Below are 18,498 nucleotides of genomic sequence, written 5' to 3'. Positions count from 1 at the left end.
CTTTCAACTTAAATTCATCACTATATTTTGTCATATTAAAACACCCCTAAAGTTAGTTTTTTTACTCTAACTTTAGGGGTGCAGTACCATCCTGGGGTTAGTGCAGAATTTCTACGGGGTTTTTCTATGACTTAATCTATTTTAGATAATGTAACGGATGATGTTCTATTTCTTAAGTCTACTTCGATTTCTTCAAGGCTTCTGCCTCTTGTTTCTGGTAAGTATTTGATGACAAATATCATTGCGAGTATACCGATGACTGCAAAGATTAGAAATACTTGTTCGATTCCCATAACTGATGTGAGTAGTGGGAAGAATTGTGCGACTAATAAACTACCTATTGATAATGATAATGTTGCGATACCTGTTGCTGCGCCTCTTGCTCTCATTGGGAATAGTTCTGGTAACATGATCCATAAGATTGGTCCCCAAGTGAATGCGAAGAAGACAATGAACAATGTTAAACATGCGACAATAATCCATGCACCGACTGTTGAGTGTAATCCGATTGTCCATACGAGTGTCGCCATAATAAGTAATGAACAAACCATACCGATATTACCTGTAATGAGTAGTTTTTTACGGTCAATTTTATCCATTATATATATTGCAAATATCGTTACAATTACATTGACTGATCCGATGCCGACTGTTCCAAGAATAGCTGTTGCATCTCCTAAACCTGCTTTACTAAAGATTGTTGGTGCATAGTAAATGATGGCATTAATGCCGATGATTTGTTGGAGTAGTGCAAATATACAGCCAATAACAAGTACGGGTCTTAGCCAAACGGATTTTAAGACTGTCCATGTACTTTCTGATATATGAATAATTTCTTTCATTTCATCAATTTCTTTATCAATTTCTGATTGTTTTCTTGTAATTGCCATAACTTTTCTAGCGGCTTTTTCACTTTTATGTTCAAGTAACCATCTAGGGCTTTCTGGCATAAAGTAAACACCGATCATTAAGATGACAGAAGGTACAACTGCTAATCCAACCATCCATCTCCAAGCTTCCATATCTGCGAACGCATAGTTGACTAAATATGAAGCAAGAATACCTATTGTGATCATCAGTTGGTTTAATGAACTTAAAGAACCTCTCGTGTCAGTAGGTGCCATTTCAGATAAATAGACTGGCACGATCGCTGTAGAACCACCAACTGCTAACCCGATTATAAATCTACCTAAGACTAAGATAACCATTGATTGTGCTAATGATAGAATTAATGCGCCGACGATAAAGACAATCGCAATAACAAATACGAGCTTTCTTCGACCAAGTTTATCCGATAGTGGTCCACTGAATCCTGAGCCGAATATTGCACCAACTAACATTGAACTCACGACCAAACCTTCAGTGAAACTTGTGAGTGGTATATCATTTTTTATAAAAAGCAACGCGCCAGATATAACACCCGTGTCATATCCGTAAAGCAATCCACCTAAAGCACCTAGGAAGAAAATTAACTTAGTTCTATAATTGCTTGCTTCCATTTTATTACCCCCATGTAATTTGAATAACGCCATCAGAAACTTTAGTTAAAATAAAAGTTTGGAACTCGTTGATGATATTTAATTATTTAAGATAACTAAAAAAGTTGTAATTACTCTTTGAATCTGATTTAATTATTAATGTAAGCCTTTTCAAATAGAAAATCAAGTAATATATGAATAAAAATATTTATTTTAGTTATTTTGAATTACTTAAAGTTAAGGAGGGGTGTCGTGAAGCAGTCATCTCGGATCAATATTAATTTAATGAAAGATTATAATAAGCAACTTGTATTAAGGACGATTCAAAAGTATGGACCAATCTCTAGAGTAGAAATTGCGAATAGAATTGACTTATCAAGACCTTCTGTTTCAGAAATTGTTTCAATATTAATTGATGAACAATGGATAGAAGAGAAGGCAATGGAAAGAAAAGTTAGAGGCAGACAACCGATACCACTTGATATTAATAAAGAGAAGAAAGTGATGATTGGATTAGAAATTGGTGCATATAGAACGAGTATTATTGTCAGCAATTTGAGAGCAGAAATCTTATTTGAGAAACAAATAGAAATGGATTTACAAAAAGATCCGAATGACATGATTGTTTATTTAGGACAAGAAATTCGTTTAATTGCAGAAGAATATTCAGCCCAACAAATTGAAGTGCTTGGTATTGGAGTAGGCATGCACGGATTGGTCGATACTCAAAATGGTACAAATATCTTTGCACCAAACTTAGGATGGAGAAATATCGAAATTAAATCGATATTAGAATCTGAAACAGACTTGATGGTCTTAATTGATAATGATTGTAATAGTGCAGCACTTGCGGAAATGTGGTTTGGCCAAGGTAAAGAAGAAACAAACTTTATATCGGTCATCGTAGACTATGGTGTTGGAGCAAGTATTATCAATAATGGATCGATTTTAAGAGGCAATCATCATATTACAGGTCAAATTGGACATGTCACGATAGATCCAGACGGTCCATTATGTTCTTGTGGTAACTATGGCTGTTTAGAAACGTTGACTTCAGAAACAGCAATTTTAAAAATGATTAAGCGTCAATTAAAAATTGGTCGTAAAAGCCAAATATTAAATATACAGTCTGAAATTGATGATTTAAATATTGAAGATTTTTATGAGGCAGTGAATCAAGGCGATGAATTATGTGTCCAAATTGCTAAAGAAGTTGGTAGGAATCTTGGTTTAGGCTTTGCAATATTGATCAATTTATTTGGACCAAAATTTATTGTATTAGGTGGTAGTTTAACAAATATTAGTCATCTCTTACTACCAGAAATTAAAGCAATCATTCGGTTAAAAGTAATGGGGGAAGATGCGAAAGAGACACCAATTGTAACTTCTGCTTTAGGGGACGATTTATATACGATTGGTGCAGCATCTTTAATTGTCGAAGAAATATTCTCATTACCAAAACCAAATAAATGAATATAAGGAGGAATTATTAATGAGTGAATTAAATGAACAAGTCATTATTGTAACTGGCGCAGGAAAAGGTATCGGTAAAGGTATTGCAAAACAACTTGGCAGTAAAGGCGCAAAGATTGTCGTTGCTACAATCGATCCAGAGTTTGGTAAAGAAACAGTAGCAGAAATAATCGATAACGGTGGCGATGCATACTTTGTTGAAACAGATGTATCTAAAGAAGAAAGTATTATTAATATGGTTAACGAAACAGTGAATCATTATGGGAAAATCAACACACTCGTTAATAATGCAGGTATCACAGTGTTTAAATCAATTGAAGAAGCAACAGTTGAAGATTGGGATTCTATTATCAATATTGATTTGAGAGGAACATTCTTATGTTCGAAACATGTCATCCCTGAAATGAAAAAACAAGGTGGCGGTTCAATTATCAATATTTCTTCAAACCATTCAATCGCGACTTTACCAGATACTGATATGTATGCTGCCGCTAAAGGTGGCGTTAATGCGATGACAAGAGGTATGGCATTAAGTTTAGGTAAATACAATATTCGTGTAAATGCGATATGTCCAGGATTTACGAACACATCACATTTAAAAAATTGGTTTGATTCAATGGAAAACGAAGATGAAGTGAGACAAGGCGTCTTAGATTTACACGCGACATCAAGAATTAATGAACCAGAAGATATTGGTAAATTAGCGCAATATTTAGCATCTGATGATTCTGAAATGATGACAGGTGAACACTTAGTCATTGATGGTGGTTTATCTGCACGGTTATACAACGCAGACGGCTATTAAGTTATAAGGAGGGTCATGAAGATGGATGTATTGTCTATTGGAGAAACAATGGTTGTGTTTGCACCTAAAGAAGTAGGACCAATGCGTTATGCTCAAGACTTTTCAACGCATATAGCTGGGGCTGAAACAAATACGCTAATTGGGTTAGAAAAGCTTGGCGTTAAAACTGGTTGGATCAGTCAATTAGGAAATGATGAATTAGGGCAGAAGATTTTAAATTTTGTTCGTGGTGAAGGTATTAATGTAGATTCTGTAAAATTAATATCTGAGGCGCCAACTGGCATTTTTCTTAAAGAGAAATTTCGACAAGATCAAACACGTGTTCATTATTATAGAAAAGGTTCAGCAGCTAGTCTAATGTCTGAAGCAAATATAGATGAAAGTTATGTCGCTCAATTTAAATATTTATATGTAACAGGTATTACGCCTGCTTTAAGTGCATCTTGTAAACAAACAATATTTAAACTCATTTCGACAGCAAAATCATTAGGATTACAAGTTGTTTTCGATCCAAACTTAAGACTCAAATTATGGTCTGAAGATGAAGCGAAAGAAACATTAAAACAATTAATCGCTTTAAGTGATATTGTGTTGCCAGGAACGAGTGAAGGGGCATTTTTATTCAATACACAATCTGAAGAAGAAATCGCCCAAGAAATTATTAATTTAGGTGCATCAACAGTAGTTGTTAAATTAGGAAGTAAAGGTGCTTACTATGTACATAACGATATTTCAGGTTATGCAAAAGCTTCAAAAGAAATAGAAGTCGTTGATCCTGTTGGTGCTGGAGATGGCTTTGCGGCAGGTTTAATCGCAGGTATTATCGAAGGATTGTCCATTCATGAAGCGACTGAACAGGCTTGTAATGCAGGTGCACTCGTGACAACAGTTAAAGGTGATGTTGAAGGCTTACCAACTAAAGAAGAAATTGAACAGATGAAACATACAGGTCATGTAGATGATGTGATTAGATAAGGAGGCGTCTAAAATAGATACATTACAAATAATCAAAGAAACTAAATTAATCGCAATTTTACGAAATGCAAAACCCAATGATATTTTACCAATCGTAGAAACGTTATATAAAGCAGGTATTCGTGCGATTGAGGTTACGATGAATTCACCTAAAGCGTTAGAATCTATTGAACTGATCTCTAATGAAATGAAGGATAAAGTTGTAGTCGGAGCAGGTACAGTCTTAGATTCAGAATCGGCAAGGTTAGCTATTTTAAGTGGTGCAACATTTATATTGTCGCCAACGGTAGATAAAGATACGATTCGCATGAGCAAAAAATATGGTGCCGTAAGTATACCAGGTGCTATGACACCAACAGAAATTTTAGAAGCTTATGAATACGGTGGAGATATTATTAAAGTCTTTCCAACAACAAGTTTAGGTCCTGAATATATTAAAGATTTACAAGGTCCATTACCGCATATACCACTTTTACCAACAGGTGGTGTGAGTATAGACAATGTTACTGACTTTATTGAAGCGGGAGCTGTTGGAGTTGGTTTAGGAAGTGCTTTAGTAAATACGAAAGTAGAAACGAATAAAGCGTATTTTGAAGAACTAGAACAAAAAGCACAAGCATTTTATAACAAAGTACATTAAAGAGGAGTGCTAACATGAAGATTGTAGACTATGAGTTGTTTCAAGTACCACCGCGTTGGTTGTTTCTAAAAATTACGACGGATGAAGGTATCGTCGGATGGGGCGAACCTGTAATTGAAGGTAAAGCTCAAACTGTTGGTGCAGCAGTTGATGAATTTATGCAACAGTTGATTGGCAAGAATCCCTTAAATATTGAAGATCACTGGAATATGATGTATAGAAGTAGCTTTTATAGAGGTGGTCCAATTTTAATGAGTGCCATTTCAGGTATAGACCAAGCATTGTGGGATATTAAAGGTAAATATTATAACGCACCTGTTCATGAATTATTAGGAGGGGCATGTAGAGAATCTATGAAAGTATATTCATGGATTGGTGGTGACAGACCTCAAGATACTGCGAACGCTGCTAAAAAAGCTCTTGAAAATGGTTTTGAAGCAATCAAAATGAATGCAACTGAAGAATTACAGTATATAGATAGTTATGACAAGATAGAAAGTGTTGTTCAACGTGTAGCTGGCATTAGAGAAGCAGCTGGCAATCAATTAGGTATTGGAATTGATTTTCACGGGCGTGTTCATAAACCAATGGCTAAAGTCTTAGCGAAAGAATTAGAGCCATACAATCCAATGTTTATAGAAGAACCTGTGTTAAGTGAAAATATAGAAGCGGTTAGAGAAATTAGTCAAACGACAACTATTCCTATAGCACTTGGGGAAAGACTATTTTCAAGATGGGATTTCAAACCTATTTTAGAAAGTGGATTTGTCGATATCATTCAACCTGATTTATCACATGCTGGTGGTATAACAGAATGTAAAAAAATTATTTCTATGGCAGAAGCTTATGATGTAGGTGCTGCACCTCATTGTCCTCTTGGACCTATCGCTTTAGCATCATGTCTACAAGTAGATGCAACTTGTCACAATGCTTTTATTCAAGAACAAAGCTTAGGCATTCATTACAATAAAGACAGTGATATTCTAGATTATATTACGAACAAAGAAGTATTTGAATTTAAAGATGGATATGTAGATATTCCTAAAAAGCCTGGCCTTGGTGTAGAAATAGATGAAGCACATGTCAGAAAAATGGCGGAAGTCGGGCATGATTGGCATAACCCAGTTTGGAGACACAAAGATGGCAGCATTGCAGAATGGTAAATATAACGTATGTTTATAACATGATTAAAGGCTGAGACAATGACGTCTCAGCCTTTAATTGATTTCTCTATATTCATAAACTTGAAGTGGGTTGAACTTTATTAAATAATGATCATACCATGTGCTTAATCCATATTTTTGTTTGTAATGTTCTAAAGCTTCATCTATATAACCTTCAGATACGTCTAAATAATTACTCAGTTCAAATTTATTATGGACACCTGATTGATATGCTTGCACAATACTTTTTAGAGGTATAATTTTTTCAAATCCTAATCTTCTTGCTTTATGCTCAAATTTCCATTTCCATAATTCACTTGTATCGAGAATATCTCCATAAGATATATCATGATGGGCTAACTCTTCTCCTAGCACTTCTAGCTTTTCTTTGTTAGATAAATCATCTTTCAATAAAATTAATCCATCTACATATAAACCTTTCAGTTGATTCGGAAGGTTACTTGTTTCTTTAATCACGATGTGTTCATTATTGATAAGTGTTTTTTCATATCTATTCAAATTATCCCCACCATATTATCCGTTTAATAAATCATTTGTTTTGATGCTTTAGAAAATCAACATATTCTAATACTTTCTTCAATTCTTCTTCTGTTAATTCTCCATCTAAATGTGCGGCAATCGTTTCTGCAGTAGAGTTATAAGTTTGTTTAGCTTCCCCGTCTAAAATATAACTGACACTTACGTCAAATAACTTTGCCATTTCTTCTATTTTCTTCATCTTTGGTGCTTTTCTTCCTGTTTCCCAATATGAAATGGATTGTTTTGAAACTTGTAACGCATCTGCTAATTTTTGTTGCGTCCATCCATTTTTAGTTCTTAATAAACTTATTTGTTCAGAGAGTTTATTTTGAGACACCATAAGTTTCCCGCTCCTTATATGATTGATACTATTATTATAACCTATAGTTATATTTTATCAATAATTTTGCAGAAAAATATAACTAAAAGTTATTGACGTCAACCAAAAGTTATATTATAGTGTAACCAAGGAGGTGATACACATGGTTAAAATGAACTTCAAAACAGATAAAGTAAATTTGAATTATTCCGAAGAAGATAACAGAATCCCAATTGATCTAGACAAAGTTAAACAATTTATTGCAATGATAGGTGGGTTCTTAGGTGCACTATATTTAGCATTGAATGCATCTGGTATTTCGGTAGAATGGTTGAATCCTCAAAAGTTAAATGCGTGGATGAACGTATTAAACACAGGTATACCTATTGTATTTGTGCTTTATGGTATTTGGAAAAATACATTCATTTTTACAAATCAATCACGTGAACAAGAAAAGTTCTTAAAAGAATCTGGTAAAAAATAAAAATAAGAAAGGATGATTGAATGTTAACAGCTATAACTTATTTAACTAAAAAAGGATGGGAAATTTCATCTGACCCAAGAACGTACGATCAATATCCGAAAAACTATGGATATAGAAATTACAGAGAAGATGGAATAAATTATGATGCCTATTGTAGTGGTTATCATAGAGCATTTGATGTCTATAGTAATGAAACGAATCAAATTCCAGCTGTTACTAGTGGAACAGTTATATTAAGTGAACCATTTGGTAATTTCGGAGGGACAATTGAAATTAGAGATAGTAATGGCAATGATTGGATATACGGTCATATGCAAAGAGATACATTACAATTTTCTAAAGGTGATAAAGTCATACAAGGTGACATCATTGGATTACAAGGCAATAGTAATTATGACAATAACCCGATGAGTGAACATTTGCATATTCAATTACGTCAAAAAGGTGAAGACATTTCTAAAGAAGTAACAAGAGTGTGCAGTGGTATGCCAATTGAAAATTATGACATATCCAAACTTAATCAAAAATTAGACAAATCTAACAATAAAGGAGCCGTTAAAATGAGTAGAAAAATTATGATTGTAGCAGGGCATGGATATAATGATCCAGGCGCAGTAGGAAATGGAACAAATGAAAGAGATTTTATTAGAGCGAATATTGTAGACAGAGTAGCAAATTATTTAAAACAAGCAGGTCATACAGTTGGAATATATGGTAAAGACCAAGATATGTATCAAGATACAGCATACGGCGAACAAGTCGGAAATAAAACAGATTACGGATTATATTGGGTTAAATCACAAGGTTATGAAATTGTAGTAGAATTTCATTTAGATTCAGCAGCCGCATCAGCTACAGGAGGTCATGTTATTATTCCAAGTGGATTAGCAGCAGACAGTATTGATACAGCATTACAAACAGCTGTGAAAAAACATGTAGGTACTGTTAGAGGCATTACAGAAAGAAGTGACCTATTACATTGTAACGTTGCTAAAGCAGAATATATCAATTACCGATTAGTAGAATTAGGATTTATTACCTCAACAAAAGATATGAATTACATTAAAAATAATTTAAATGCATATACAAAATCACTAGCAGAAGCCATTAACGGCGGTGCCCTCAATACGAAGCCAACAACATATACAGTCGTAGCAGGAGATACACTATGGAGTATCAATCAAAAAACAGGCGTTACCGTAGCAACATTAAAGAAATTGAACGGATTAACATCAGATGTCATACAAATCGGACAAGTATTGAAATTAAAATAGGAGACAAAATATTGAATAAAAACGCAGAAAAAAATACCTTAACCATAAAAATTATACAATGACGGCCATCATTAAATAATATTATGTAAGGTATCCGAATAAATTAAATATACCACAAAACCCTCGCTATCAACAAACAAATAGCGAGGGTTTTAAATGTAAAAAACTGTATAAAAAGTAATTGACAGAATATTATGAATTAAATATATTATTCTTAAGACGTATTGAATTTAATTATTTCATTCAAATTACGCTCTATCGTGATACTTATTACTGGTATAAATATTGTTTGTTGAAAGATGCAAGAAGAGGTGAGACTCAATAATGAAAAAATTAATTTATACATTAATAGCAATCATTATGGTCATTTGTATAATTTTATTTACGATGAAAAATATTGATGAAAAAATAGATGTAATTAATCTATTGGTTAAAAGAGGTTGGAGTTATGCTGTAGTCCCAAGTACTAATGATGCAGAACATCTAAGTAAACAAGAAATAATAGATATCCAAGATTATAAAGATATAGAATCTTATGATGAAAATGGTCATAAAAATAACTACTTATTGGACTTTAAAGGATATAGTCCTTCTGAAAAATATGTAAAAATTGATCACAAAGGTAAGTGGGTATATTTTATAGAATATATCAGTAAATCAGAGTATGAAAAGGTGACTAAACAATAAATCATATAAATGCATTAAGATAAGAAGCTACTATATAATATTTTTGGAATACAATATTTAAAACGGCAAGGACATTATAGTTTGTCATAGCCGTTATTTTTTATGAGTTGAAAAGTATGGTGGATTTAGTAACAAAATTCTGTGGAAGTGTAACTAAGGGGGTCTATAGTAACAAAATTCTGTGGAAGTGTAACTAAGGGGGGCTATAGTAACAAAATTCTGTGGAAGTGTAACTAAGGAGGCCTATAGTAACAAAAGTCGAGCGAAGTGTAACGAGCGACATAAGATTCTTTACTGCTCATTCATAGTTTTACATAATTTTAATCTAACAAACTGAACTATAAATACTCTGTGTGGTATGATGAGTATGGTGATGAGATATGATAAAAATTGGCCTAACTGGATGGGGAGATCATGATTCTTTATATGAAGACCTGTCTAATAAAAAAGATAAGTTAAAAGAATATGCTGCTCATTTTCCTATTGTGGAATTAGATGCAACTTATTATGCGATTCAACCGCAACGAAATATTGAAAAATGGATTCGGGAAACGCCTAATAATTTCAAGTTTGTTGTTAAGATTCATCAGGCGTTAACAGGTCATGCTGAGGTAACTGATTTTGCTGAGGACAAAATGACATTATTTAATTTATTTAAGGATTCGATGGCACCGTTGAAAGCATCAGGAAAGTTAGCGATGATTCTCGTACAGTTTCCACCTTGGTTTGATTTACAGCCTCAAAATATTAATTATTTACGTTATGTACGTGAGCAATTAAAAGATTTTGATGTTTGTATCGAATTCCGTAATCGTACTTGGTTTAAAGAAGATGTTAAAGAGTATACGTTGGAATTTTTAACCGAAATGAAATTTATTCACAGTGTTTGTGATGAACCGCAGAGTGGAGAAGGGTCTATACCACTTATTAATCGTATTACGCATGATGTTGCTTTCGTCCGTTATCATGGTAGAAATGTAAACGGATGGACGAAGAAAGATATGACAGATCAAGAGTGGCGTGATGTCAGATATTTATATGATTATAATGAAGCAGAACTTAAAGAGTTAGCTGATAAAGTTAAAATTTTAGAGCATAAAGCGAAAGATGTTTATGTAGTATTTAATAATAATTCTGGTGGACATGCTGTACAAAATGCCAAAACTTACCAAAAGTTATTAGATATAGAATACGAAGGTTTAGCGCCTAAGCAACTTAAATTATTTTAGAGGTGACAGGTATGGCATATTTAGTGTTAATTATTATAGGTGTATCGTCTGCAATATTAGGGGCGTTAGTTGGAATTGGTGGCGGAATTATTATTGTTCCGTCACTCGTATACTTTGGTATAGACCATCAATTATTGGCTGGTATGACACCACAAAGAGCGATTGGTACATCATCCGTTATATTAATTACAACGGGTTTAACAGCAACATTAGGCTATTTGAAAACGAAGCAAGTTGATGTAAAAAATGGATTAATATTCTTAGTTGGTATTATTCCAGGTGCTTTACTTGGTGCATATTTAAGTAAGTATTTTACTTTAGATTCATTTAATTTGTACTTTGGTATTTTCTTAATCTTTATTTCTATCGTATTAATGATACGTAATCATGTGAAACCAATAAAGTATTTCCAACAAGAAAAGTATTTAAAATCATTTACAGATAGATACGGTGAACATCATAAATACGGTGTACCACCGTTTGTTGCTATTGTTTCATCATTTATTGTTGGTATAACGACTGGTTTATTCGGTATCGGTGGTGGTGCACTGATGACACCATTGATGATTATTGTATTTAGATTCCCACCACACGTTGCTGTTGGTACAAGTATGATGATGATATTCTTCTCAAGTTTATCAAGTTCTGTCAGCCACATTGTACAAGGTAATGTACTTTGGGTACATGCGATTGTATTGATTATTTCAAGTTACTTTGGTGCAAAAATTGGTGTGAGAATAAATAGTAGAATGAAGTCAGATACTGTCGTTTTAATTTTAAGATTTACAATGTTAATCTTAGGTATATATTTGATTATAAAAAGTGTTTTATAAGGAGTTGGATTTGTGAAGCTCACGATATTTCATACAAATGATATACACAGTCATTTAAATACATATGCCAAAATATCTCAGTATATTAAAGATGAAAGAAGTCGTTGTCAGCATGATACACTATATATTGATATAGGTGATCATATAGATTTATTTCATCCTTTAACAGAAGCATCACAAGGTAGAGAAAATGTTAATATTTTAAATGACAGTCACGTAGATGTTGTAACAATAGGTAATAATGAAGGTATGACAATATCTCATGATGCCTTGAACCACTTATATGATGAAGCTCAGTTCGATGTTACTTGTTGTAATTTATTTGATTTAGAAGGCAATTTACCAAATCATATAACTTCTCATGTTGTTAAAGATATTAATGGTATTAAAGTATGTATGATTGGTTTGACAGCACCTTTTAATCATATTTATGAAAGACTTGATTGGAAAGTAACGTCACCATTACTTGCGCTAAAGAATGAAATCGAACAACTGGAAGAGTCGTATGATGTACTGCTCGTATTAAGTCATGTCGGCATCTTCTTTGATGAGCAAATTTGCAAAGAATGTCCGGAAGTAGACGTTATCTTCGGTGCACATACACATCATTACTTTGAGAATGGCGAAGAACAAAATGGTGTGTTGATGGCTGCAGCTGGTAAATATGGGCATTATGTTGGTAAAGTAGATTTAGTTATTGAAAATCAAAAAGTTATTCATAAAGAAGCGGAAATTATTAATTCTGATTTAATTGAAGAAATACCAAATGATTATGAAGAAAAAGGTAAGGCATTATTAAATAAACCGATTCTTAAAAGTCATTTTTCATTACCACGTCGTCTTAACAGTGCAAGTTATACAACGGATTTATTATGCGAAAGTGTATTAGAATTTACAGGAGCAGACTGTGCAATTATTAATGCAGGTCTTATCGTTAAAGGTAAGACAGGCAATGAGTTAACAGAATACGATATTCATCAAATGTTACCGCATCCTATAAACACTGTTTCTGTAGATTTAAGAGGTCTAGAACTTAAACAAATTATCTATAAAGCGATGGAACAGTCCTATATGGATGAAGTAGCATTTGGATTTGGCTTTAGAGGGGATATTTTCGGAGGATATGTATTTAAGAATATCGGCTATATTGAGTCTACAGGTCAATGTTTTGTGAATGGTAAAGAAATAGAAGATCACGAACAATATAAGCTCGGTACAATTGATATGTACACATTCGGAAGATACTTCCCAATATTGAAAGATATGAATATAAATTATATTATGCCAGAGTTTTTAAGAAATATTTTTGAACAAAAGTTATTACAACATGAAAAGAAAGTGTAATGAGCATTTAAATTTATACATATATTCGTTATAATATATAAAGATGAAAATTAATAATAGAAGGGTGTTCACGTATATGGCTACTAAAAATGAAGAAATATTACGTAAACCAGACTGGTTAAAAATAAAATTAAACACGAATAAGAATTACACAGGCTTGAAGAAAATGATGCGTGAGAAGAATCTTCATACAGTTTGTGAAGAAGCTAAATGTCCAAACATTCACGAATGTTGGGGAGAAAGACGTACGGCTACATTTATGATTTTAGGTGCAGTTTGTACGAGAGCATGTCGTTTCTGTGCAGTTAAAACAGGTCTTCCAAATGAGTTAGATCTAGATGAACCACAACGTGTAGCAGAATCAGTTCAACTTATGAACTTAAAACACGTAGTAATTACAGCTGTAGCAAGAGATGACTTGAAAGATGCTGGTTCTAACGTTTATGCAGAAACAGTACGTAAAGTAAGAGAGTTAAATCCATATACAACGATTGAAATTTTACCATCAGATATGGGTGGTAGTTATGAAGCATTAGAAACATTAATGGCTTCTAAACCAGATATTTTAAACCACAATATCGAAACAGTTAGACGCTTAACACCAAGAGTTAGAGCACGTGCAAAATACGACCGTACATTAGAATTTTTAAGAAGATCTAAAGAAATGTACCCAGATATTCCTACAAAATCTAGCTTAATGGTTGGACTTGGTGAAACAGTTGAAGAAATTTATGAAACAATGGATGATTTACGTGCAAACGGCGTAGATATTATGACAATCGGTCAATATTTACAACCATCACGTAAACATTTAAATGTTCAAAAATACTACACACCTTTAGAATTTGGTAAATTAAGAAAAGTAGCGATGGAAAAAGGCTTTAAACATTGCCAAGCTGGTCCAATGGTACGTAGTTCTTATCACGCAGATGAACAAGTTAATGAAGCTGCTAAACAAAAACATATTCTAGGTGAACAAGCACTTAATAACTAATAAGGTGATTGAATGTTAACTAAAATAGAAAATAACTATTTTGAAGTGATTAAAGATGATCAGAAATCTTTCAATGAAGAACAATTTACATCACGTTATTCTGAAATTCTAGATAAATATGATTTTATTGTTGGTGACTTTGGTTACGAGCAACTTCGTTTAAAAGGCTTTTATCATGATTCTAATAAAAAAAGTGATGCAAATAAGCGATTCTCTGCCATTCAAGATTATATATTAGAATATTGTAATTTTGGATGTAAATATTTTGTGTTGAGACGATTATCTAAATCTGAGATATCTAAATTAACAGCAGAAGAAGCAACTTTCATAGACGAAGAACATAAATTAGAAGATGTTAAAATAGAGCCAACAATTCAGCAAAACACTAAACAAGAACAACAAAACAAACAACAAGAAGCTGAAACAGTAGAAATAGAAGAAGACGTAATTGAAGAACAACCTACATCTAAAAATACTTTAAAAGATTATTTATAAACGAAAGAGCCCGGAAAATTCCGGGCTCTTTTTTATTGAGCTATAGCGAGAGTTGTGAATATTTTTGTATGAAGTTGTTTGTATAATTTAGGTGCGTTAGTTACAAAAGTCGGTCGAAGTGTTACTAAGGAGTGCCTTATTTACAAAACTACTGAGAAGTGTCATTACTGGACTTCTTATTTGCACTTTCGGCCAGACCTGCTAATAACGGCATCAGTATTTGCACTTTGGGCCAAACTTGCTAATAACGGCACCAGTATTAGCACTTTCGACTAAACTTGCTAATAACGGCATCAGTATTAGCACTTTCGACTAAACTTGCTAATAACGGCACCAGTATTAGCACTTTCAACCAAACTTGCTAATAACGCTCACACTAAAAAAATACAAACTTAATTCAAATCTATATATCTATAACATCATGTAAATATTCTGTTACTTCTTCGCCTTCTTCTTCTGTTAAACCGAGGATGTGACTAATATAGCCTTCTTCTTCTAAGTCATCTTTACCAATAATACCAAATGTATTGTTTTGGGTATTGAGTACCATTGTTTTTCCATAATGTCTATCTGTATAAATCAGTGTTAAGTCATAGCGACTGTGTTCACCGACAAATCCTACAAATTGTATTTTCGCTTCATCTTGCTCATCATATAAGAACATATCTATCATGTTTAGCGACTCCTTTTTAAAAATCTTTCTTTACTTGTATAGTATACAGAGCAATGCCCTACAATTCAAAATTATGATATGATGATATATAGATAGGAGGTCTTCTACATGTATTTCGTAGATAGCAAAACTTTAACTTTAAAATTAAATTATTTAGAAAAATTAACGGTAGATTTTGAAAGCGAGAAAAATTCTCCATATGCTTTAGAAAGAATCGCACATATGATGATTGAATCTGTAGTCGATATTGGGAATTTGATTATTGATGCATTTATTTTAAGAGATCCTGGTAATTATAAAGATGTAATTGATATTATGGAACTTGAAAAAGTATTCCAACCTTCAACTGCTGAAGCAGTTAGAACATCTATTGATTACAGAAAAGAACTTATTCGAAATTATGAAAATCTTGATCATGATCAATTAAGAAAAGCTTTTGAAATTGCGACACCATTTTATAAACAAGCAATTGAAGATACAAAACATTTTTTAGAAAATGAAAATGTTCCCGTAACAGCTTTTGGTGAAGGAGATAAAAATGAAAGATTATAAAGGTTATTTTATTGATATAGACGGCACAATGTATAAAGGTACGGAAGTTATTGAAGGTGCAATCGAATTTATAAATTATTTAAATGAAAATAATAAAGATTATTTATTCGTTACAAATAATTCTTCAAAAACACCTGCTGAAGTAGCAGAAAAATTAAATAATATGGGTTTTCATACTTCAAGTGAACATGTGATTACTTCTGCAATGGCAACGGCTGGATATATAAGTGAAGCTTCTCCTGGCGCATCAGTTTATATGGTAGGAGGAAGTGGATTAGAAACTTCTTTAAAAGATACTGGCTTAGTTGTGAAAGAAGATGAGCATGTTGATTATGTCGTAATGGGCTTAGATGTGAATATTTCTTATGAAAAGCTTTCAGTAGCTTGTTTAGCCGTTAGAAATGGCGCGAAATTCATATCTACAAATAAAGATGTTTCGATTCCAAATGAAAGAGGATTTTTACCAGGAAACGGTTCATTGACAAGCGTTGTAAGTGTATCGACTGGACAGACGCCAGTATTCATCGGTAAACCTGAAACAATTATTATGGAACAAGCTATTGAAAAAATTGGTCATGCTAAAGAAGATTGTGTCATGATTGGTGACTTATATGACACTGATATTTTAGCTGGAATCAATAGTGGCATTGATACATTACATGTACAAACTGGCGTAACATCTTTAGAAGAAATTAATAAAAAAGAAGTATTACCAACATATAGCGTTAAGAATTTATTTGAAGTTATTAAGTAAATTCACATAAGGAGCTGAGAACATGAATGAGAAAGTACTTGTTGCAAGACAATTACCAGAAAAGTTTATCAATCAGATTAAAGAATATGCAGAAGTAGATGTTTGGAACAGCGAATTAGAACCAATGCCTCGAGAAGCATTTTTAGAACGTTCTCAAGACGCTACAATTGTCATTACGACATTAAGCGAGCAAATTGATGAAGAATTTTTTAACAATGCAACGCGCATAAAAGGTGTCGTCAATTTAGCTGTTGGTTTTGATAATATTGATGTGAAACTTGCTGAAGAAAAAGGTGTAGTTGTAACAAACACACCAGAAGTATTAACGGAAACGACTGCCGAATTAGGCTTTACGTTAATGTTAACAGCAGCAAGAAGAATTGTTGAAGCGGTTCAATATGTACATAATGGTGAATGGAAAAGCTGGGGTCCTTATCTTTTAGCAGGAAAAGATGTGCACGGCTCAACAGTCGGTATTTATGGTATGGGCTCAATTGGAGAAGCATTTGCTAGAAGATTGAAAGGCTTCAATTGCAAAGTACTTTATCATAATCGCTCTAGAAAAGAAGAAGCTGAACAGCAATTAAACGTTGAATATCGTACATTGGATGAATTGCTTAATGAGAGTGATTTCGTAGTTTGTACAGCGCCATTAACGCCTGAAACAAAAGGTATATTCAATCGAGAAACATTTAAAAAAATGAAAAACTCAGCAATTTTAATTAATATCGGACGCGGTGGTCACATTGTAGAATCTGATTTAATTGAAGCAATAGAGCAACAAGAAATTTTAGGTGCAGCATTAGATGTTGTTGAAAATGAACCTATTTCAGATGATCATCCATTTTTAAAAATGGATCAAGTGATTGTTGTGCCACACATCGGTAGTAGTTCAATTGCAACACGAGATAAAATGGTGCAACTATGCGTAGATAATGCTAAACAAATTATGTCGAACCAAGAACCAATTACACCGGTTAAGTTAAAATAATCAAACCAAATTAATAAATAAAAACAGGCTGGGACATAATGAAATGTCTCAGCCTGTTTTAGTTTCTTGGCAGTAGATTTTTGATTCGTTCCCTTTTTATTTACATATATTGCTAATTTTTTACATATAATTCTTGATATTCGATTATGTATAGAATATAATTATGAAATAGAATAATTACAAAATTAAAACACAAGGAGATTAACAATGGAAAAAATTAGAGACATTATAAACTCTGAAAATTTTAAACTGATTGGTTTGACGATTTTCTATTTACTAATCATGATTGTGTTATTTTGGATTTATGCTGGTGGAAGCGCAAGTAATGATTTTATATATAATGAATTTTAATGAAGGAGAAAGTTTATGAGGGACATCTTAGAAAAAGTAACATTTATGAATAAGTGGCATGCTGATAAGGTTGCTATAAACTATAGAGATGAAGTAATAACTTATGGTGAATTAGATCTTTATTCTAATAAATTAGCTACTTTAATTAAAGGTTCTAGAAAGCCGATAGTACTTTATGGTCATATGTCACCTTATATGATTGTGGGAATGATTGCGAGTATGAAAGCAGGCATTGGTTACGTTCCAATTGATACTTCTATTCCATTAGAAAGAATAGAGCATATCATTGAGAAGGGCACTGCACCCTTACTAAGGGAGCTCAATAAAAACACTATTTTCTAGGCTGCTAATTTCCTATATTCTATAGGGGATAAGTAGCCTAGTTTTTGTTGAATTCTAACTTTATTATAGTTTTCAATGTAATTTTCGACAATATCTATTACA

General features: G+C 32.8%; 22 protein-coding genes and 1 pseudogene. 18 read left to right on the top strand and 5 right to left on the bottom strand.

Going from position 1 to position 18,498, the window contains the following annotated elements; translation table 11 throughout:
- Positions 1-131: 131 nt before the first annotated feature.
- Complete coding sequence (gene glcP, locus LQ693_RS12245) at positions 132-1,499, bottom strand: glucose transporter GlcP (RefSeq protein ID WP_103361240.1); 1,368 nt, start codon at positions 1,497-1,499, stop codon at positions 132-134.
- A 231-nt stretch (positions 1,500-1,730) separates the two neighbouring features.
- Here glcP and LQ693_RS12240 point away from each other — a divergent pair, with 231 nt between their 5' ends.
- Genes LQ693_RS12240 through dgoD form a run of 5 tightly spaced genes read left to right on the top strand, consistent with a single transcriptional unit; the run spans position 1,731 to position 6,534 of the window.
- Complete coding sequence (locus tag LQ693_RS12240) at positions 1,731-2,951, top strand: ROK family transcriptional regulator (protein ID WP_107596493.1); 1,221 nt, start codon at positions 1,731-1,733, stop codon at positions 2,949-2,951.
- 19 nt (positions 2,952-2,970) lie between these two features.
- On the top strand, positions 2,971-3,756 hold the full coding sequence (locus LQ693_RS12235; RefSeq protein ID WP_107565548.1) for an SDR family NAD(P)-dependent oxidoreductase: 786 nt from the start codon (positions 2,971-2,973) through the stop codon (positions 3,754-3,756).
- Positions 3,757-3,777: 21 nt separating this feature from the next.
- Positions 3,778-4,731: a sugar kinase gene (locus LQ693_RS12230; protein WP_107572709.1), complete on the top strand. Its 954-nt coding sequence runs from the start codon at positions 3,778-3,780 to the stop codon at positions 4,729-4,731.
- A gap of 13 nt (positions 4,732-4,744) precedes the next feature.
- Positions 4,745-5,371 (top strand): bifunctional 4-hydroxy-2-oxoglutarate aldolase/2-dehydro-3-deoxy-phosphogluconate aldolase, encoded by a 627-nt coding sequence (locus tag LQ693_RS12225; RefSeq protein ID WP_107572708.1) that lies wholly within the window; start codon positions 4,745-4,747, stop codon positions 5,369-5,371.
- A 14-nt stretch (positions 5,372-5,385) separates the two neighbouring features.
- The gene (gene dgoD / locus LQ693_RS12220) at positions 5,386-6,534 is read left to right on the top strand and encodes a galactonate dehydratase (RefSeq protein WP_107572707.1); all 1,149 of its coding nucleotides are present in this window, start codon (positions 5,386-5,388) and stop codon (positions 6,532-6,534) included.
- A gap of 54 nt (positions 6,535-6,588) precedes the next feature.
- Here dgoD and LQ693_RS12215 read toward each other — a convergent pair whose 3' ends face one another.
- Both LQ693_RS12215 and LQ693_RS12210 read right to left on the bottom strand, forming a co-directional pair.
- Positions 6,589-7,053 (bottom strand): ImmA/IrrE family metallo-endopeptidase, encoded by a 465-nt coding sequence (locus LQ693_RS12215; RefSeq protein WP_025904387.1) that lies wholly within the window; start codon positions 7,051-7,053, stop codon positions 6,589-6,591.
- Between the two features lie 31 nt (positions 7,054-7,084).
- On the bottom strand, positions 7,085-7,414 hold the full coding sequence (locus tag LQ693_RS12210; protein WP_025904388.1) for a helix-turn-helix transcriptional regulator: 330 nt from the start codon (positions 7,412-7,414) through the stop codon (positions 7,085-7,087).
- A gap of 142 nt (positions 7,415-7,556) precedes the next feature.
- On the opposite strand from LQ693_RS12210, the gene LQ693_RS12205 reads away from it, so the two are divergent.
- The 8 genes and pseudogenes from LQ693_RS12205 to LQ693_RS12170 all read left to right on the top strand — a co-directional run.
- On the top strand, positions 7,557-7,877 hold the full coding sequence (locus tag LQ693_RS12205) for a phage holin (RefSeq protein WP_107572706.1): 321 nt from the start codon (positions 7,557-7,559) through the stop codon (positions 7,875-7,877).
- Positions 7,878-7,897: 20 nt separating this feature from the next.
- The gene (locus LQ693_RS12200) at positions 7,898-9,151 is read left to right on the top strand and encodes an N-acetylmuramoyl-L-alanine amidase (RefSeq protein WP_107618229.1); all 1,254 of its coding nucleotides are present in this window, start codon (positions 7,898-7,900) and stop codon (positions 9,149-9,151) included.
- 324 nt (positions 9,152-9,475) lie between these two features.
- On the top strand, positions 9,476-9,838 hold the full coding sequence (locus LQ693_RS12195; RefSeq protein WP_119498932.1) for a YxeA family protein: 363 nt from the start codon (positions 9,476-9,478) through the stop codon (positions 9,836-9,838).
- 380 nt (positions 9,839-10,218) lie between these two features.
- Entirely contained in the window at positions 10,219-11,067 is an 849-nt protein-coding gene (locus LQ693_RS12190; RefSeq protein WP_107618199.1) for a DUF72 domain-containing protein, read from the top strand.
- An 11-nt stretch (positions 11,068-11,078) separates the two neighbouring features.
- Complete coding sequence (locus LQ693_RS12185) at positions 11,079-11,900, top strand: sulfite exporter TauE/SafE family protein (RefSeq protein WP_103361232.1); 822 nt, start codon at positions 11,079-11,081, stop codon at positions 11,898-11,900.
- A gap of 12 nt (positions 11,901-11,912) precedes the next feature.
- The gene (locus LQ693_RS12180) at positions 11,913-13,244 is read left to right on the top strand and encodes a bifunctional metallophosphatase/5'-nucleotidase (protein ID WP_107618200.1); all 1,332 of its coding nucleotides are present in this window, start codon (positions 11,913-11,915) and stop codon (positions 13,242-13,244) included.
- A 76-nt stretch (positions 13,245-13,320) separates the two neighbouring features.
- Entirely contained in the window at positions 13,321-14,238 is a 918-nt protein-coding gene (lipA, locus tag LQ693_RS12175; protein WP_025904395.1) for a lipoyl synthase, read from the top strand.
- A gap of 12 nt (positions 14,239-14,250) precedes the next feature.
- Positions 14,251-14,628, top strand: a pseudogene (locus LQ693_RS12170) (YutD family protein); the annotation flags it as partial.
- A 508-nt stretch (positions 14,629-15,136) separates the two neighbouring features.
- On the opposite strand, the gene LQ693_RS12165 reads toward LQ693_RS12170, so the two are convergent.
- Positions 15,137-15,406, bottom strand: a complete 270-nt coding sequence (locus LQ693_RS12165) for a DUF3055 domain-containing protein (protein ID WP_025904397.1) — start codon at positions 15,404-15,406, stop codon at positions 15,137-15,139.
- Between the two features lie 108 nt (positions 15,407-15,514).
- Here LQ693_RS12165 and LQ693_RS12160 point away from each other — a divergent pair, with 108 nt between their 5' ends.
- From LQ693_RS12160 to LQ693_RS12140, 5 genes are all read left to right on the top strand, one after another.
- Positions 15,515-15,958: a DUF86 domain-containing protein gene (locus LQ693_RS12160; RefSeq protein ID WP_107618203.1), complete on the top strand. Its 444-nt coding sequence runs from the start codon at positions 15,515-15,517 to the stop codon at positions 15,956-15,958.
- Positions 15,945-16,712 (top strand): TIGR01457 family HAD-type hydrolase, encoded by a 768-nt coding sequence (locus tag LQ693_RS12155; RefSeq protein WP_107618204.1) that lies wholly within the window; start codon positions 15,945-15,947, stop codon positions 16,710-16,712. The genes LQ693_RS12160 and LQ693_RS12155 overlap by 14 nt, the downstream gene beginning before the upstream one ends.
- A 22-nt stretch (positions 16,713-16,734) precedes the next feature.
- Positions 16,735-17,703: a 2-hydroxyacid dehydrogenase gene (locus tag LQ693_RS12150; protein ID WP_107565537.1), complete on the top strand. Its 969-nt coding sequence runs from the start codon at positions 16,735-16,737 to the stop codon at positions 17,701-17,703.
- Between the two features lie 207 nt (positions 17,704-17,910).
- The gene (locus LQ693_RS12145) at positions 17,911-18,054 is read left to right on the top strand and encodes a teichoic acid D-Ala incorporation-associated protein DltX (protein ID WP_075577785.1); all 144 of its coding nucleotides are present in this window, start codon (positions 17,911-17,913) and stop codon (positions 18,052-18,054) included.
- A 15-nt stretch (positions 18,055-18,069) separates the two neighbouring features.
- Entirely contained in the window at positions 18,070-18,396 is a 327-nt protein-coding gene (locus LQ693_RS12140) for an AMP-binding protein (protein WP_239703222.1), read from the top strand.
- Here the strand turns inward: LQ693_RS12140 and LQ693_RS12135 are convergent.
- Positions 18,393-18,498: IS3 family transposase (locus tag LQ693_RS12135; protein WP_239703223.1), on the bottom strand; the 106-nt coding region annotated here is incomplete at its 5' end. The genes LQ693_RS12140 and LQ693_RS12135 overlap by 4 nt on opposite strands.

The organism is Mammaliicoccus sp. B-M6, assembly GCF_022386965.1.
GTDB lineage: Bacteria > Bacillota > Bacilli > Staphylococcales > Staphylococcaceae > Mammaliicoccus > Mammaliicoccus sciuri_A.
This window is presented reverse-complemented; position numbering and strand designations above follow the sequence as displayed.

What these genes read in the sequence shown, in the direction of transcription:
- LQ693_RS12195 (WP_119498932.1), top strand. Translation starts at nt 9,476, where the DNA reads ATGAAAAAATTAATTTATACATTAATAGCAATCATTATGGTCATTTGT.
- LQ693_RS12160 (WP_107618203.1), top strand. Translation starts at nt 15,515, where the DNA reads ATGTATTTCGTAGATAGCAAAACTTTAACTTTAAAATTAAATTATTTA.
- LQ693_RS12185 (WP_103361232.1), top strand. Translation starts at nt 11,079, where the DNA reads ATGGCATATTTAGTGTTAATTATTATAGGTGTATCGTCTGCAATATTA.
- glcP (WP_103361240.1), bottom strand. Translation starts at nt 1,499, where the DNA reads ATGGAAGCAAGCAATTATAGAACTAAGTTAATTTTCTTCCTAGGTGCT.
- dgoD (WP_107572707.1), top strand. Translation starts at nt 5,386, where the DNA reads ATGAAGATTGTAGACTATGAGTTGTTTCAAGTACCACCGCGTTGGTTG.
- LQ693_RS12150 (WP_107565537.1), top strand. Translation starts at nt 16,735, where the DNA reads ATGAATGAGAAAGTACTTGTTGCAAGACAATTACCAGAAAAGTTTATC.
- LQ693_RS12165 (WP_025904397.1), bottom strand. Translation starts at nt 15,406, where the DNA reads ATGATAGATATGTTCTTATATGATGAGCAAGATGAAGCGAAAATACAA.
- LQ693_RS12235 (WP_107565548.1), top strand. Translation starts at nt 2,971, where the DNA reads ATGAGTGAATTAAATGAACAAGTCATTATTGTAACTGGCGCAGGAAAA.
- LQ693_RS12155 (WP_107618204.1), top strand. Translation starts at nt 15,945, where the DNA reads ATGAAAGATTATAAAGGTTATTTTATTGATATAGACGGCACAATGTAT.
- LQ693_RS12140 (WP_239703222.1), top strand. Translation starts at nt 18,070, where the DNA reads ATGAGGGACATCTTAGAAAAAGTAACATTTATGAATAAGTGGCATGCT.
- LQ693_RS12190 (WP_107618199.1), top strand. Translation starts at nt 10,219, where the DNA reads ATGATAAAAATTGGCCTAACTGGATGGGGAGATCATGATTCTTTATAT.
- lipA (WP_025904395.1), top strand. Translation starts at nt 13,321, where the DNA reads ATGGCTACTAAAAATGAAGAAATATTACGTAAACCAGACTGGTTAAAA.
- LQ693_RS12210 (WP_025904388.1), bottom strand. Translation starts at nt 7,414, where the DNA reads ATGGTGTCTCAAAATAAACTCTCTGAACAAATAAGTTTATTAAGAACT.
- LQ693_RS12200 (WP_107618229.1), top strand. Translation starts at nt 7,898, where the DNA reads ATGTTAACAGCTATAACTTATTTAACTAAAAAAGGATGGGAAATTTCA.
- LQ693_RS12145 (WP_075577785.1), top strand. Translation starts at nt 17,911, where the DNA reads ATGGAAAAAATTAGAGACATTATAAACTCTGAAAATTTTAAACTGATT.
- LQ693_RS12230 (WP_107572709.1), top strand. Translation starts at nt 3,778, where the DNA reads ATGGATGTATTGTCTATTGGAGAAACAATGGTTGTGTTTGCACCTAAA.
- LQ693_RS12205 (WP_107572706.1), top strand. Translation starts at nt 7,557, where the DNA reads ATGGTTAAAATGAACTTCAAAACAGATAAAGTAAATTTGAATTATTCC.